This window comes from Thioalkalivibrio sp. ALE30 (genome assembly GCF_000377465.1).
In the GTDB taxonomy this organism is placed as follows: domain Bacteria; phylum Pseudomonadota; class Gammaproteobacteria; order Ectothiorhodospirales; family Ectothiorhodospiraceae; genus Thioalkalivibrio.
Genome location: NZ_KB898170.1, coordinates 245,739 through 260,665 on the forward strand (window position 1 = coordinate 245,739; position 14,927 = coordinate 260,665).

Below are 14,927 nucleotides of genomic sequence, written 5' to 3' on the forward strand. Positions count from 1 at the left end.
CTCCCATGCGCCAGTGCGGTCGGCGGGAAGCTGGGCCGTATGGAAAAGATCGTTCAAGAGCTCTGGCAGCATGTGCGGGGCACCTGGCGCAAGCGCTGGTGGATCCTGCCGATCGCCTGGCTGATATCTATCGGTGGCTGGGCCTACGCCCACAACCTGCCGGATACCTACCAGGCGGATGCCCGAATCTACGTGAACACCCAGTCGGTGCTGGACCCGCTGCTGCGCGGGATGACGGTACGCCCGAACACCGAGCAGCGCCTGCGCATGATTACCCGCACCCTGCTCAGTCGCGACAACCTCGAGGAGATCGCCCGCGAGAGCGATCTCGATGTGCTGACCGGGAGCGCCAGCCTGGATGCCCAGGTGGCATTGCTGCGTTCGCGGCTGACCCTGGAGGGGGGCGAGCGCGACAACATTTACAGCGTCCGCTTCCGCCACAGCAACCCCGAGGTCGCCTACCGTGTGGTCCGCGAGACGGTCGACCTGTTTATGGCCCGCGGCATGGGCGACTCGCGCCTCGACCTCACCACTTCGCAGCAGTTCATCGAGCGTCAGCTGGAGAACTACGAACAGCAGCTGCAGGAGAAGGAGGCCGAGATCGAGCAGTTCAAGCGCGACAACGCGCGCTTCCTCAGTGGCGATGGCAACTTCTACTCGCGGCTCGAGCGCACCCGTGACCAGCTGCAGCAGGCCCGGCTGCAGCGCCGCGAGGCCGAGAGCCGGTTGCAGACACTGGAGCGGCGGGCCCGTGAAGGCCGGGCCAGTGGCCTGGGGGGCTACGAGAACTCGGAACTGGACCGGCGCATCAGCGAATTGCAGGAGAACATCGACGCGATGCGGCTGCGCTACACCGATGAACACCCGGACGTGGTGTCGTCGCGCCGCATCCTCGTCGAGCTGGAGGAGCGCCGGGAACGGGAGGCGCAGGAGTTCGCGCGCAACCCGCAGGCCATCCAGCGCCCGGGCAGCAGCAACGAGGCGCTGCAGAACGCGATCTCCGAAACCGAAAGCGAGATCGCCTCGCTGACCACCCGCATCGCCGAGTTCGAGGAGCGGGTGGCGCGGCTGGAGGGCGATGTGGACCGCGCGCCGGCGGTGGAATCCGAGCTGACTTCCCTGACCCGCAACTACGACGTTCTGCGCAATTCCTACCGCCAGCTGCAGGACCGTCGCGAGCAGGCGGTGATGTCCGAGGCCGTGGAGAGCCAGACCGACGCGGTCGATTTCCGGGTGCTGGAGCCGCCGCGCCAGCCCACGGCGCCGGCCTCGCCGGATCGGCCCATGCTGGCCACCGCCGTCCTGCTGGTCGGCTTGGGGGCGGGCACCGGGTTTGCCTTCCTGCTGTCCCAGCTGCGGCGAACCATCAGCAGCAGTCAGCAGCTGGCGGCGGTGACCGGCCGGCCGGTCCTCGGCAGTGTGTCGCGCGTGCGCACCCCGATGACCCGGCACCGGCGGCTGTCCGAGCTGGCCGTGTTTGCGGCGGCACTGGGGACCCTGGTGCTGGTCTACGCCGTGGTCATGGGGCTCTACGCGACCGGGTCCGAGTTCCTTCTGGACGAGCTCATGGGATGGCTGCGATGAGGGTGCCGGGCGGGTTCGCCGGGCACGTTTCCGGTCATCGCCGGGCGCACCGACTATCTTTCAGGGAACGGGCCGATTCGACGCAATCGGTTGCCAGCAGGGGGCAGACAGCGCGATGAGCATTATCGAGAAGGCACTGGACAAGAACCGGGCGCGACAGCCGGTCCCCGAAGCAAGGGCGGAACAGGCGCCGACCCCCGAAACCGCGACACCCGAGCCCGAACCTCAACGGGCGCCGGTATCACAGGAAGTCAGCATCGATTTTGCCTGGCTGCGCAAGCAGGGGCTCATCGTGCCCGGGGATCAACGCTCCAGCGTGGCGGAAGAGTTCCGCATGATGAAGCGCCCGCTGCTGAACAACGCCTTCGGGCGCCACGCGGCAATGCGCGTGCCCCGCGGTCGGCTGATCATGATCACCAGCGCCCTGCCTGGGGAAGGCAAGACCTTCACCAGTGTGAACCTGGCCCTGAGCATGGCGATGGAGCTGGAGCGCACGGTGCTGCTGGTGGATGCCGATGTCGCGCGCCCGGCCGTTCCCCGCACGCTAGGTTTCAAGGCCGACCTCGGGCTGATGGATGTGCTCAGCGAGCCGGATATCCAGATCCCCGATGTCCTGCTGCGCACCAACGTGGAGAACCTGACCGTTCTGCCCGCGGGCCGTCCGCACGGGCGTTCGACCGAGATCCTGGCGAGCGACGTGATGCGGGATCTGGTCGACGACCTGCACGATCGCTACGAGGACCGGATCATCCTGTTCGACTCCCCGCCCCTGCTGGCGACCAGCGAGCCGGGTGTGCTCGCGACCCACATGGGACAGGTGGTGATGGTGGTCGAGGCCGATCGCACGCCGGCCAGCACGGTGGAGCGGGCCATGCATCAACTGGATTCCTGCGGGGTCGTGCTCACCTCCCTCAACCGTGCGACGCCCGGTATCGGCATGGGGGGGCAGTACTACGGGGGCAGCTACTATGGCAGCGAGCGTGATCATGTCGCCGGCGCCCCGTCCCGATAGCCCCCGGGGCCCGGCGATGGCCCGTCGGTGGTGGCTCGGCGCGGCCGTGGTCGTGCTGGCGGTGCCCGGCAGTGCGCAGGCCGTCGACTGGACGTTCACTCCGCGGGTCACGGTATCCGCGGAGGTGACCGACAACGCCCGCCTGGCCCCGCGGGGGCAGGAGGAGGCCGACCTGATCGGCACGGTCGCGCCCGGGTTCACGCTGCGCGGCGAAGGCGCGCGCAGCGACACCCGCATCGACTACCGCATGAACTCGCGTTTCTATGCCGACGATACACGCCAGGACCGCACGACCCATTCCCTGCGCGGCCGCACGAACTGGGAGCTGGTGGACGACACCTTTTTCGTCGATGCCGGGGCCTCGCGTACCGAGCAGGCGGCCTCGATCCTCGGGCCGGTCGGGATCGGGGGCAGCACCCCGCGCGAGAACCTGCAGGAGACCACCACCTACAGCGTCTCGCCGATGCTGCGCACCCGCTACGGCAGTTTCGCCACTCAGGAGATCCGCTACACCTACGGCGAGAACCTCTACCACCGCAGCAACCGCCAGGACAGTGACTTCCACCGGGGTGAATACGTCCTCGACAGCGGGGCCGCCTTCAACCGCCCCTTCTGGCAGGTCGCCGGGTTCTACGAGAAGGAGCGCTTCGAGGATGGCCTGGAGGGCGAGTTCGGGGAGGTCAGTGGGACCCTGGGCTACCGGTTCGGGCGGTCCCTGCGCCTGTTCGGCGTGGTCGGCGAAGAGTTCAACGACTATGCCACCACCCGCGAGGACGATGATGGAAGTTTCTGGCAGGTAGGGGCGGGTTGGGCCCCAACCCGGGTCACCAACATCGAGGCCCGCTACGGCGAGCGCTATTTCGGCAAGAACCGGTCGCTTTCGGTGGACCACCGCAGCCGCCGCGCCACCTATCGCCTCAGCTATAACGAGGGCATCAACTCGACCCGCCAACGGGGCGGCCGGCAGTGGGATGCCCTGGCCGATGAACTGGGTGTGTCCGTTGACGAACTGTTCTTTCTGGCAGGGGTCTTCGGTCCGGACTTCATCGATCTGCTCCTGGCAGACTTCGGCCTGACCGATGAGGCATTCGTGGAAGGCTTCTACCTGACCCGAACCTGGCGCGCCGGCTGGAGTTACGACACCGGTCGCAGTGTGTTCGGCGTCAACCTGATCCAGACCGAGCGCGAATCCGAGACTCAGACCAACGTCGGCCTGTTCGAGGACAACCGCACCCAGCGCGGGGCCAGCGCGTTCTGGCAATGGCGCTACGGTCCGCGCACGACGACCCTGCTGACCACCGGCATCAGCCGGACCGACTTCACCGACAGCGATCGCGAGGATGACCTCTGGTTCCTGCGCGCCAGCGTCAGTCGTCAGCTGACGCCGGATACCAGCGCCAGCCTGGCCTACCGGCACCAGCGCCGGGATTCGAACGCCGCGGCCAACGAGTACCGCGAGAACGCGATCATCGGCACGCTGACACGGGAGTTCTGAGGCATGTACGAGGAATTCTATGGTTTCACCGGCCGGCCCTTCGCGCTGAGCCCCGATCCGCGGTTCTTCTACGCGAGCAAGGGCCACAGCCGGGCGATGGCCTATCTCGAATACGGCGTGCAGCTGGAGGAAGGCTTCATCGTCATCACCGGCGAGGTCGGGGCCGGCAAGACCACCCTGGTGCGCAGCCTGTTCGAGACCCTGAGCGACAAGCCCCTGGTGGCGGCCCAGCTGGTGAGTACACAGCTGGATGCCGAAGACCTGCTGCGCTCGGTCTGTCTCGCCTTTGGGCTGGAGGATGCCCCGAATCACAAGGCCGGTCAGTTGCGCCGCCTGGAGTCCTTCCTGCACGACACGCGGGCCCGGGGCCAGCGCGCGCTGCTGGTGGTCGACGAGGCACAGAACCTGGGCCCCGACGCCGTGGAAGAACTGCGCATGCTGTCCAACTTCCAGGGCGAGGACGGCCCCCTGCTGCAGAGCTTTCTGCTCGGTCAGCCGGAGTTCCGGCGCCTGCTGCGCAGCGAGAACATGCAGCAGCTGCGCCAGCGGGTGATCGCGACCTACCACCTCGGCCCGATGGACGAGGACGATACGCGCGCCTATGTGCAACACCGGCTCGCCCGGGTCGGGTGGAACGGCCGGCCGCATTTCGACGCCGACATCTGGCCGCGCATCCACGACTACACCGGCGGCATCCCGCGCAAGGTGAACACCTTCTGCGATCGCCTGCTGCTGATGGGGTATCTGGAGGAATGTGCCGATCTGGATGCGGCACGGGCGCAGCAGGTGATCGACGAGATTGAGGAGGACCTGGAGGGCGTGCTGCTGGACGAGACGCCCCCCGCCGCCGGTTCATCGGGGCCGCGCCGGGAGGCGCACGCGGGCACGGACGACCAGGGCGACCAGGGCGACCCGGATCAGGCCGTCGCCAGCCAGGTCTCCATGCTGCGCATCGAACAGGATCTCGAGGCGCTGGAAGAACGCCTCCAGCGGATCGAACGCAACCTCCTGGTCAACTTCCGCGTGACCCAGGAGGTGCTCAAAATCGTGCGCGACGAGGGCTACGAGCCGGAGTCCTTGTCCCCGGTTCCCAGCGCCGTACGGTCGTAGGGGCGGAGCCTCGTCATGCAGCCGAAAAACGCCCATCGGCCCAATGCCCTGACCGTCGATGTCGAAGACTACTTCCAGGTCTCCGCGCTGGCGCCGCAGATCCCGCGCGACTCCTGGGATTGTCGTGAGTGCCGTATTGAGCGGAACCTCGATCGCATCCTCGACCTGTTCGAGCGCCGTGGGGCGCACGCCACCTTCTTTACCCTGGGCTGGATTGCCGAACGTTACCCTCAGGCCATCCGGCGTATCGTCGAGGCCGGGCACGAACTCGCCAGCCATGGCTATGGCCACCAGCGGGTAACCGACCTCAGTCCCGAAGCCTTCCGCGCTGACGTTACCCGCGCGCGCGGGATACTGGAGGATCTTTCCGGTTCCCCCATCCGGGGCTATCGCGCGCCGAGCTTTTCCATTGGGGAGGGCAACCTGTGGGCGCTCAGAATTCTGGACGAGACAGGGCATGACTACAGCTCGAGCATTTATCCGGTTCGCCACGACCACTACGGCATGCCGGACGCCCCGCGCGAGCCCCATCGCCCGTTGGAAGGCGGTATCCTGGAACTGCCGCCCGCCACCCTGCGCATGGGCGGCCGAAATCTGCCGGCGGCCGGCGGCGGTTACTTTCGTCTCCTGCCCTACGCCATCTCGCGGCGCGCCCTGCGTCGGATCGAGCAGGTGGATGCGATGCCCGCGGTGTTCTATTTCCACCCCTGGGAGATCGACCCCGGCCAGCCGCGTATTCCCGGCATTACCGCCAAGACGCGTTTCCGGCACTACGTGAATCTGCACCGTATGGAGGCGCGTCTGGATCGCCTGCTGCAGGACTTCACCTGGGATCGAATGGATCGCGTATTCGCTGTCCCCCTCGATTTGCAGGCCCCCGCTCTGACGTCCTCGGAGGGCGCCCGTGTATCAGTCGCCTGAAGACCAGGAACGGATGGCGGCTACGCTGCCCATGCAAGTGTGCACACTCGACGCGACCGGGCATGGGCGCTGGGATGCCTTCGTCGATGGCTGCCCGCAGGCCACGTTCTTCCACCGCGCCGGCTGGGCAACGGTCATGCAGCGCGCCTTCGGGCATCCCGTCTGGTTTTTCTACGCGGAACAGAACGGGGTTATCCAGGGCGTGCTGCCGCTGGTGCGGGTGCGCTCGCGCCTGTTTGGCGATGCCCTGGCCTCGATCCCGTTCGGCGTTTACGGCGGCATTGCCGCGCAGACGCCCACGGCCTTCGAGGCCCTGGATCGGCGTGCCCGGGCGCTTGCCGAAGAGCTAGGGGTGGATTATCTCGAATACCGTCACCTGGAACCGCAGCACCCGGACTGGCCAACCAAGGACGATCTCTATTTCACCTTCCGCAAGGTCATGGAGCCGGAGGTCGAGGCCAACATGAATGCGATCCCCCGCAAGCAGCGCCGCATGGTGCGCAAGGGGATCAAGGCCGGGCTGACCAGTGAATTCGAGTCCGATATCGAGCGCTTCTACCCGATTTTCGCGGCCAATGTGCGCCGCATGGGGACGCCGGTCTTCAGTCGTCGCTACTTCGAGACTCTGCTCGACGTGTTCGGCGACGAATGCCGGGTGCTCACGGCGCTGCACGACGGTGATCCGGTCGCCAGCGTCGTGACCTTTTTCTTCCGCGAAGAGGTGCTGCCGTACTACGGCGCAGGTACGCCCGAGGCGCGCCAGGTCGCGGGCTATGACTTTCTCTACTGGGAGCTGATGCGCCACGCCTGCGAGGACGGTTACCGCATCTACGACTTCGGTCGCAGCAAGCGCGATACCGGCTCGTTCAGTTTCAAGAAGAACTGGGGCTTCGAGCCGCAGCCGCTGTACTACGAGTATCACCTGGTGCGAGCGCGCGAGATGCCCGACGTAAACCCGCTCAACCCCAAGTACCGCTATTTCATCAAGGCCTGGCAGCGCCTGCCACAGCCCGTCGCCAACTGGCTCGGCCCCAAACTCTCCCGCTCCCTCGGCTGAGCGAATGGAAGGTCAAGGTCAAGTACGTTTAACAGGAAGAAGGGGAGAAAAGAAGATTTATGGTGTGGGGTTCGGGGAAAAGCTTGGGTTGGGGCAGTCTTTGGCGTTGGTCTTTACCCCACGCGCCTCGACCCCAGAACTCTTCCCATCTTCTAACCTTCCTGTGAACCGCTCTTTAGCCGACGCTATGTGAGAGCTGTATCGAACCGAACAATGTTGAAGGGACGGGAGCGAAATGGAATTCGACCCGCTTTCGAAGGAAGTGATTGGCGCCGCGATCGAAGTTCATCGGGAGCTGGGCCCGGGGCTGATGGAATCCGTCTACGAGAAGTGCCTTGCCCATGAACTGCGTGAGCGAGGGATCCGTTGTACCACGCAGGTTGCGATGCCGGTTGCCTACAAGGGCGAAACCATTGATGCGGGGTATCGCATTGACGTTCTCGTTGAGGATTGCCTGATGATTGAACTGAAGAGCGTAGATGAGCTCAGTGGCCTGCACCAGGCGCAGCTTTTGACCTACATGAAACTTGCGCGAGTCGATACTGGGCTCTTGATCAACTTCAACGCCCCTGTTCTCAAGGACGGGATCCGCCGTCTTGAGCGGCGCGGTATTTCAACTGGCTCTTGAAACTCATTCCATGAACCTTCCCTTCTTCAAATCTTCCTGTGACCAACTGCAGTTGGCAGATGCCTGATGGATGATCTTCTTTATCTGGTGCATCGGATTCCGTGGCCGCCGAACAAGGGCGACAAGATTCGTTCGCACCACATCCTGCGCTATCTGGCGCAGCACTATCGTGTGCACCTGGGTACGTTCATCGATGACCCGGCGGATGCGGCGTATCTGCCCGAGCTCAAGCGTATCTGCACGACGGTCTGTGCCCGTCCGCTGCCGCGCCGGCGGGCCCAGTTGCGCGCGCTGACCGGCTTCCTGAGCGGCGAGCCGCTGACGGTGCCGTGGTATCGCGACCGCGAACTGGCACGTTGGGTTAGGACCACGCTGACCCGCCAGCCGGTCGCCTGTGCCGTGGCCTTTTCCTCGGCGATGGCCCAGTACCTGCCGGAAGGGGGCGGGCGAACCCGGGTGGTCGACTTCGTGGACGTCGATTCCGACAAGTGGACACAGTACGCCCCGACGCGGCGCTGGCCCATGAGCGCGGTGTATCGGCGCGAGGGCCGCCGGCTGCTGGACTACGAGCGCCAGGTCGCGCAGGCCAGCGATGCCAGTCTGTTCGTGTCGCCGGCCGAAGCAGACAGCTTCCGCCAGCGCGCCCCGGAGGCGGCGGACCGGGTGCATGCGCTGAACAATGGCGTCGATGCCGCCTTCTTCGCACCCGAGGCGGTGGCGGGTTCGAACCCCTATGTCGCCGGCGCCCGCACCATCGTGTTTTCGGGCGCGATGGATTACTGGCCCAACGTCGATGCGGTGGTGTGGTTCGCCGATCACGTCCTGCCCGGCTTGCGTGCGGAACACCCGGGTGTGGAGTTCTGCATCGTCGGCAGCCGGCCGGCGCCCGAGGTGGCGGCCCTGGCGGCCCGGCCCGGCGTGACGGTGACCGGCTTCGTGGACGACGTGCGTCCCTGGATCGCGCACGCCACGCTCGCGGTCGCGCCGCTGCGCATCGCGCGTGGCGTGCAGAACAAGGTCCTGGAGGCGATGGCGCTGGGGCGTCCGGTCGTGGCCAGCCCGCAGGCCCTGGAGGGGCTGACCGCGACCCCCGGGCACGAGGTCGTCGCGGCGGACGCCGAGCCGCGCGCGTTCCTGGAGGCCGTCTCCGGGTACCTGCGCGCCCCGGACCCGGCGCTGGGGCAGGCGGCCCGCGCCCGGGTGCTGGCGGACTACGACTGGGCGCGCAATCTCGCGCACCTGGGCGAGATCCTGCGGCGTCGCCCGGGCCGCGTGTCGGGTACGGTGTCGATCGAGGAGGCCGCACATGGTCGCTGACGCGCTGAATTCCCGAACACGCGCCCGCGGTTTCTCCTGGTGGTTTGCCGCGCCGGTCCTGGTGCTGGGCCTGGTCGTGCTGGGGTGGATGTTCTACCCGACGTTCGCCTCCATCGTTACGATCTGGAACCGCTCGGACACCTTTGCGCACGGGTTCCTGATCGTCCCCATCGTCCTGTTCCTGCTGTTTCTCAAGCGTCAGGAGGTGCTTGCGCTGGAGCCGCGCCCATCCTGGTGGGCGTTGTTGCCCTTGGTGGGGCTGTCCCTCGTCTGGGTGGCGGGGGAGTTGGTGGATGTGGTGTCGGTGCGCCAGTTCGCGGCCGTGCTGATGATTCCCGCGCTGTTCTGGCTGGTGCTGGGCAACGCGATCACCTGGCGCCTGCAGTTCCCCCTGGCGTATCTGCTGTTCGCGGTCCCGTTCGGCGAGTTCCTGGTGCCGCCGATGATGGATCTGACCGCGGATTTCACGGTGACCGCCGTGCAGCTGACCGGGATCCCGGTCTATCGCGACGGGCTGTATTTCGATCTGCCCACCGGCCGCTGGTCGGTGATCGAGGCCTGCAGTGGCGTGCGCTACCTGATCGCGTCGGTCGCGCTGGGCACGCTGTATGCCTATCTCATGTACCGCAGTCCCTGGCGGCGGATCGTGTTTGTCGGCGTGTCGATCGTGGTCCCGATCGTTGCCAACGGCCTGCGCGCCTACATGATCGTGATGATCGGCCACCTGAGCGACATGGAGCATGCGGCCGGGGTGGATCACCTGATCTATGGCTGGATCTTCTTCGGCGTGGTCATCGCGCTGATGTTCGCGATCGGTGCGTTGTGGCGCGAGGACATGGAGCCGTTGCCGACCCCGACGGTGCCTCCCGCGCAACCCGGGCGCTCCGCGCAGGCGGGTTCGTTCGTTGCCGCCGCGGTGCTGACGGTCGTCCTGGCCAGTGCGGCGCCGCTGTATGCCGAGTGGATGAACCAGCGTGATCTCGGCCCCGTGGCGGGCCTGGGTACGGGCCCGCTGGCACCAGCAGGCTGGCAGGTCCTGGAGGAACAGGATGCCGCCTGGGAGCCGGGGTATCGTGGCGCCCGCGACGGTCGCGGTGGCCTGGTGACGGCCGCCGACGGCGGCGAGCCGGTGGGTATGCATGTGCTGTTCTACCGCGAGCAGTACCGGCACGGGAACATGGTGGGCTGGAGCAATACCCTGGCCGGGCGCGATCGGGCGCTGGAATGGTCGCAGTCGCGTCGCGGCCGGGCCACGCTGGAGGGATACCCCAAACCGGAACGCTTCCTGCTGAACGGCCCCGGGCAGCGGTTCCTGGTGTGGCGCTGGTACTGGGTGGATGGCCGCCTGACTACCCGGCCGCATGAGGTCAAGGCGCGGGAGGCGCTGAACCGGTTATTCGGTGGTCGGGACGATGCCGCGCTGGTGGTGCTGTATGCGCCGCTCGAGTTCGACAACGGCACCGATGCGGCGGAGGCGGCATTGCGGACCTACGCCGCGGATGCCCTGCCCGAGCTGCTCGAACAGCTCGACCACGTCGCGCGGCAGTGACGGGCGCCTCCGTACCCGTGGCCCGGGAGGGTGATCAGCGCCCCTGTGTGGCCCACATCATCCATCGCCTGGATATCGGCGGGATGGAGAACGGGCTGGTCAACCTGATCAATCACATGCCGGCCGATCGCTTCCGCCACGCGATCATCTGCATGACGGACTACACCGACTTTCGCCGACGCCTCCAGCGGGACGATGTCACCCTGCACGCCCTGCACAAGCGCGAAGGCAAGGATCCGCGGGTGCACCTGCGCCTGTGGCGGCTGCTGCGCCGCCTGCAACCGGACATCGTGCATACCCGCAACTTCGGCACGCTGGAGGCGCAGGTGACCGCCGCGCTCGCCGGGGTGCGGGCGCGGGTGCACGGCGAGCACGGCTGGGATGTCGGGGACCTCGACGGCACACGTGACCGCAACCGCCGCCTGCGCCGCCTGGTGCGGCCACTGGTGGGGCATTACATCGCCCTGTCGCAGCACCAGACGGGCTATCTGCGGGAGGCCATCGCGGTGCCCGCGGCACGCCTGTCGCACATCTTCAATGGTGTGGATACCGGCCGCTTCGCGCCGCCGCACGAGGGCTTTGTGTCCCCGTTGCCGCAGGCATTTCGGGACCCCGGCACGTTCGTGATCGGTTCGGTCATGCGCATGCAGGCGGTCAAGGCGCCACTGGATCTGGCGCGGGCCTTTGTCGCGCTGCGCGAGCTCCTGCCGGAGGCCTTTCCGCGCCTGCGCCTGGTGATGATCGGGGATGGGCCTTTGCGTGCCGAGGTCGTTCAGTTCCTGGAGCAGGCCGGGGTCGCGGACCAGGCCTGGCTCCCCGGCGCCCGGGAAGACGTCGCCGACTGCCTGCGGGCGCTGGACCTGTTCGTGTTGCCGTCGCTGGCCGAGGGCATCTGCAACACCATCCTCGAGGCGATGGCGACCGGCCTGCCGGTGGTCGCGACGGATGTCGGGGGCAACCCCGATCTGGTACAGCCCGGGGTGACCGGGGCACTGGTGCCGGCGGGGGATCCCGACGCGATGGCCCGCGCGCTGATGGCCTATCCCGCCGATCCCGCGCGGACCGCACGCGAGGGACAGGCCGCCCGCGCCCGGGCTGAGGCGGCGTTCAGCATGGAGGCGATGGTCACGGGCTACATGGCGGTATACGACCGGGTACTGGCCCGGCGTTAGTTGTGGCGCTAACGCCAGCCGCCCCACGGCGCGAATCGCGGGCGCTCGGTGGCGGGGTTGTCGTTTATTCTGGATTTTCCGTGATGGTGCGAGGGCCCGGCCCGAACCGGTGTCCGCCCGGCGGCACCGCCCAGTGTCGACCTGGCCGTGGATCGCCCGAATTCGACCGACGCCCAGGCAAGGAAGCAATCAGGATCCCTACATGTGCGGCATTACCGGCATCTTCGATCTGCGCGACCGGCGGTCGGTCAATCGGGCCCTGCTGGAGGCGATGAACGAGACCCAGTTTCACCGGGGTCCGGACGAGGGCGGTGTGCATCTGGAGCCGGGTGTGGGGCTGGCGCATCGGCGCCTGTCGATCATCGATCTTGCGAGCGGGCAGCAGCCGCTGTTCAACGAGGACGAGACCGTCGTCGTGACCTACAACGGCGAGATCTACAACTTCCCCGAGTTGACCGCCGAGCTGCAGCAGGCGGGCCATCGCTTTCGCTCCCACTGCGATACCGAGGTGATCGTGCATGCCTGGGAGGAGTGGGGCGAGGCCTGTGTGCAGCGCTTTCGCGGCATGTTTGCCTTCGCCGTCTGGGACCGCAACCGGGATACTCTGTTCCTGGCCCGCGATCGTCTCGGGATCAAGCCGCTGTATTACAGCGCGCTGGCCGACGGGCAGCTAATCTTCGGTTCGGAGCTCAAGGCGCTGATGGCGCATCCGGGGCTGCCCCGGCGCATGGATCCGCATGCGGTGGAGGACTACTTCGCCTTCGGTTACGTGCCGGAGCCGCGCAGCATCTTCCGCGGCGTGCACAAGCTGCCGCCCGGCCACACGCTGACCGTGCATCGCGGGCAGGGCAACCTGAGCGAACCACGCGAATACTGGGACGTGCCGTTTACGGACAACGGCATCACGCACCTGGACACGGCCGCCGAGGAACTGACCGCCCGCCTGCGCGAGGCGGTGGACATCCGCATGGTGGCAGACGTCCCGCTGGGCGCGTTTCTCTCCGGCGGGGTCGACTCCAGCGCGGTGGTTGCGATGATGGCGGGGCTGTCCGACGACCCGGTGCGCACGAGCTCCATCGGCTTTGCCGACCCGGCCTACGACGAGTCCCGCTACGCGCGCCTGGTGGCCGAGCGCTACCACACCGATCACCACACGCAGGAGGTCGATCCCGACGACTTCGCGCTGCTGGATCGGCTGAGCGGGCTGTACGACGAGCCGTTTGCCGACAGCTCCGCGCTGCCGACCTACCGCGTCTGCGAACAGGCGCGCCAGCAGGTGGTGGTGGCCCTGTCGGGGGATGGCGGCGACGAGAACCTGGCGGGCTACCGGCGCTATCGCCACCATCTCGCCGAGGAGCGTCTGCGCGCACCGTTGCCGCTGGGGCTGCGGCGCCCGCTGTTCGGCTCGCTCGCGCATCTCTATCCCAAGGCAGACTGGGCCCCGCGCCCACTGCGCGCGAAGGCGACCTTTCAGGCGCTGGCCAGGGATTCGGTCGAAGGCTACTTCCAGGGCGTCTCTATCCTGCGCGACGACCTGCGCGCGCACCTGTTTTCCCCGGCATTCCGGCGCTCGCTGCAGGGCTACGGCGCGCTGGAAGTCCTGCGCCGGCACGCGGAACGCGCGCCCACCGAACACCCGCTGTCCCTGGTGCAGTACCTGGACATGAAGACTTACCTGCCGGGCGACATCCTGACCAAGGTCGACCGCGCGAGCATGGCGCATGCGCTGGAGGTCCGGGTCCCCATCCTCGACCACCAGCTGGTCGAGTGGATCTCGGGCCTGCCGCCGGAACTCAAGCTGCGCGGGCCCGAAGGCAAGTTCGTGTTCAAGAAGGCCATGGAGCCCTACCTGCCGGAGGAGATCCTTTACCGCCGCAAGAAGGGGTTCTCCGTGCCGGTTGCGGAATGGTTCCGCGGCCCGTTGCGCGAGCGCATGCAGGCCCAGGTCCTCGGCCCGCGCATCGCCGACTCCGGCATCTTCGACATGGATTTCCTCAAGACCCTCGTGAACCAGCACGTCAGCGGCGCCCGCGACCACAGCCCGGCCCTGTGGTCGCTGCTTATGTTCGAGAGTTTTCTGGCCCATTCGGAAAGGCGACAGCCCTCCGTGGTTGACTGGAGGTAACAATGTACGGACGTCGACCGGTCGCAGATGCCAAACGTGCCTCCAGAGCGATTCTGAGTAATCTTCTCGCAAGGGGGGCGCCGCGCTTGTATGTGCGGTTGATAGGGGAAACCGGCCGAGGACAGAAGAAAGAAACTCCCGAATCGGTTGCTGCCTATTTCCGAAACTGCTTTGAGGCGTACTTCCAGAAGCTGGACTTGAATCTGGACTCCGCAAGGGAGTGGCTCGACGGCCGCGTCCTGCTGGAGTATGGCCCTGGAGATGTTCCCGGTGTCAGTCTCCTGATGTTGGCCCACGGCGCCCGCAAGGTTTTTTGTGTCGATCGGTTTTCGCTCGATCAAAGATCCCCGTTTCAGGTAGCGGTTTTGCAGGAAATTCTTGATGGCCTGGATGGCGAAGTCCGACAACGAGGGGAAGCGTGTTTTGTTCGGGCGGGCGATCCTGCATCAGGTTTCAAGCCGGAATGTCTTGAGTACCGGGTAACGAAAGACGGATTGTCGGGCCTGACAGATAGCATCGATCTTGTTTATTCCCGTGCTGTACTCGAGCACGTGAATGATCTGGACGCCACTTTTGACGACATGGCCAGGGCTCTAAAGTGGGATGGGGTGGCAATCCATCAGGTGGACCTCAAGAGCCATGGCCTGCATCGCGAAAATCCTCTGGATTTTCTGACTTGGCCTCCCCTTCTCTGGAATCTCATGTATGAAGGCAAGGGTGTCCCGAACCGCCTTCGACTGGATCGCTATGTTCAGGCTCTGGCCAATTCGGGATTGACGACCCGAATCCTTGAGCCTACGGCTCATGCGGATCAAGAAGACATTGATGCGGTCCGCCCGTACCTGGCCAAACCTTTTCGCGATCTGGATGACGAAACGTTGCGCTGCCTGGGCTTCTGGCTAGTTGCCGAAAAGCATCCTGGCGAGAAGTGCCAAGACCGACCCGACGGATGACTGA

The 14,927-nt window shown here is 66.3% G+C and carries 12 protein-coding genes; all 12 read left to right on the top strand.

Annotated elements, in window-relative coordinates; all coding sequences use genetic code 11:
* The first annotated feature begins 39 nt into the window (after positions 1-39).
* The gene (locus D107_RS0106110) at positions 40-1,584 is read left to right on the top strand and encodes an XrtA system polysaccharide chain length determinant (protein WP_018881001.1); all 1,545 of its coding nucleotides are present in this window, start codon (positions 40-42) and stop codon (positions 1,582-1,584) included.
* A 115-nt stretch (positions 1,585-1,699) separates the two neighbouring features.
* Positions 1,700-2,596, top strand: a complete 897-nt coding sequence (locus D107_RS0106115; RefSeq protein WP_018881002.1) for an XrtA-associated tyrosine autokinase — start codon at positions 1,700-1,702, stop codon at positions 2,594-2,596.
* A 16-nt stretch (positions 2,597-2,612) separates the two neighbouring features.
* Complete coding sequence (locus D107_RS0106120; protein ID WP_018881003.1) at positions 2,613-4,091, top strand: TIGR03016 family PEP-CTERM system-associated outer membrane protein; 1,479 nt, start codon at positions 2,613-2,615, stop codon at positions 4,089-4,091.
* Between the two features lie 3 nt (positions 4,092-4,094).
* Positions 4,095-5,201, top strand: a complete 1,107-nt coding sequence (locus D107_RS0106125) for an XrtA/PEP-CTERM system-associated ATPase (protein ID WP_018881004.1) — start codon at positions 4,095-4,097, stop codon at positions 5,199-5,201.
* A 15-nt stretch (positions 5,202-5,216) separates the two neighbouring features.
* Positions 5,217-6,122 (top strand): XrtA system polysaccharide deacetylase, encoded by a 906-nt coding sequence (locus tag D107_RS0106130; protein WP_018866607.1) that lies wholly within the window; start codon positions 5,217-5,219, stop codon positions 6,120-6,122.
* A 31-nt stretch (positions 6,123-6,153) separates the two neighbouring features.
* Positions 6,154-7,179, top strand: a complete 1,026-nt coding sequence (locus tag D107_RS0106135; RefSeq protein ID WP_018881005.1) for a FemAB family XrtA/PEP-CTERM system-associated protein — start codon at positions 6,154-6,156, stop codon at positions 7,177-7,179.
* Positions 7,180-7,414: 235 nt separating this feature from the next.
* Positions 7,415-7,807, top strand: coding sequence for a GxxExxY protein (locus D107_RS0106140; RefSeq protein WP_018866609.1), 393 nt, complete (start codon positions 7,415-7,417; stop codon positions 7,805-7,807).
* A gap of 66 nt (positions 7,808-7,873) precedes the next feature.
* Positions 7,874-9,124 carry a TIGR03087 family PEP-CTERM/XrtA system glycosyltransferase gene (locus D107_RS0106145; protein ID WP_018881006.1) on the top strand — a complete coding sequence of 417 codons (1,251 nt, stop codon included), beginning with the start codon at positions 7,874-7,876 and terminating at the stop codon, positions 9,122-9,124.
* Positions 9,114-10,673 (top strand): exosortase A, encoded by a 1,560-nt coding sequence (gene xrtA / locus D107_RS0106150; RefSeq protein ID WP_018881007.1) that lies wholly within the window; start codon positions 9,114-9,116, stop codon positions 10,671-10,673. Before D107_RS0106145 ends, xrtA begins: the two co-directional genes overlap by 11 nt.
* 47 nt (positions 10,674-10,720) lie before the next feature.
* Positions 10,721-11,845, top strand: a complete 1,125-nt coding sequence (locus D107_RS0106155) for a TIGR03088 family PEP-CTERM/XrtA system glycosyltransferase (RefSeq protein ID WP_018881008.1) — start codon at positions 10,721-10,723, stop codon at positions 11,843-11,845.
* 202 nt (positions 11,846-12,047) lie between these two features.
* Entirely contained in the window at positions 12,048-13,970 is a 1,923-nt protein-coding gene (locus D107_RS0106160; RefSeq protein WP_018881009.1) for an XrtA/PEP-CTERM system amidotransferase, read from the top strand.
* A 2-nt stretch (positions 13,971-13,972) separates the two neighbouring features.
* Entirely contained in the window at positions 13,973-14,923 is a 951-nt protein-coding gene (locus tag D107_RS13680) for a class I SAM-dependent methyltransferase (protein ID WP_081619363.1), read from the top strand.
* Positions 14,924-14,927: the final 4 nt, after the last annotated feature.

Coding starts and splice junctions, on each gene's coding strand:
- D107_RS0106145 (WP_018881006.1), top strand. CDS start 7,874: ATGGATGATCTTCTTTATCTGGTGCATCGGATTCCGTGGCCGCCGAAC.
- D107_RS0106130 (WP_018866607.1), top strand. CDS start 5,217: ATGCAGCCGAAAAACGCCCATCGGCCCAATGCCCTGACCGTCGATGTC.
- D107_RS13680 (WP_081619363.1), top strand. CDS start 13,973: ATGTACGGACGTCGACCGGTCGCAGATGCCAAACGTGCCTCCAGAGCG.
- D107_RS0106125 (WP_018881004.1), top strand. CDS start 4,095: ATGTACGAGGAATTCTATGGTTTCACCGGCCGGCCCTTCGCGCTGAGC.
- xrtA (WP_018881007.1), top strand. CDS start 9,114: ATGGTCGCTGACGCGCTGAATTCCCGAACACGCGCCCGCGGTTTCTCC.
- D107_RS0106115 (WP_018881002.1), top strand. CDS start 1,700: ATGAGCATTATCGAGAAGGCACTGGACAAGAACCGGGCGCGACAGCCG.
- D107_RS0106135 (WP_018881005.1), top strand. CDS start 6,154: ATGCAAGTGTGCACACTCGACGCGACCGGGCATGGGCGCTGGGATGCC.
- D107_RS0106160 (WP_018881009.1), top strand. CDS start 12,048: ATGTGCGGCATTACCGGCATCTTCGATCTGCGCGACCGGCGGTCGGTC.
- D107_RS0106140 (WP_018866609.1), top strand. CDS start 7,415: ATGGAATTCGACCCGCTTTCGAAGGAAGTGATTGGCGCCGCGATCGAA.
- D107_RS0106120 (WP_018881003.1), top strand. CDS start 2,613: ATGGCCCGTCGGTGGTGGCTCGGCGCGGCCGTGGTCGTGCTGGCGGTG.
- D107_RS0106110 (WP_018881001.1), top strand. CDS start 40: ATGGAAAAGATCGTTCAAGAGCTCTGGCAGCATGTGCGGGGCACCTGG.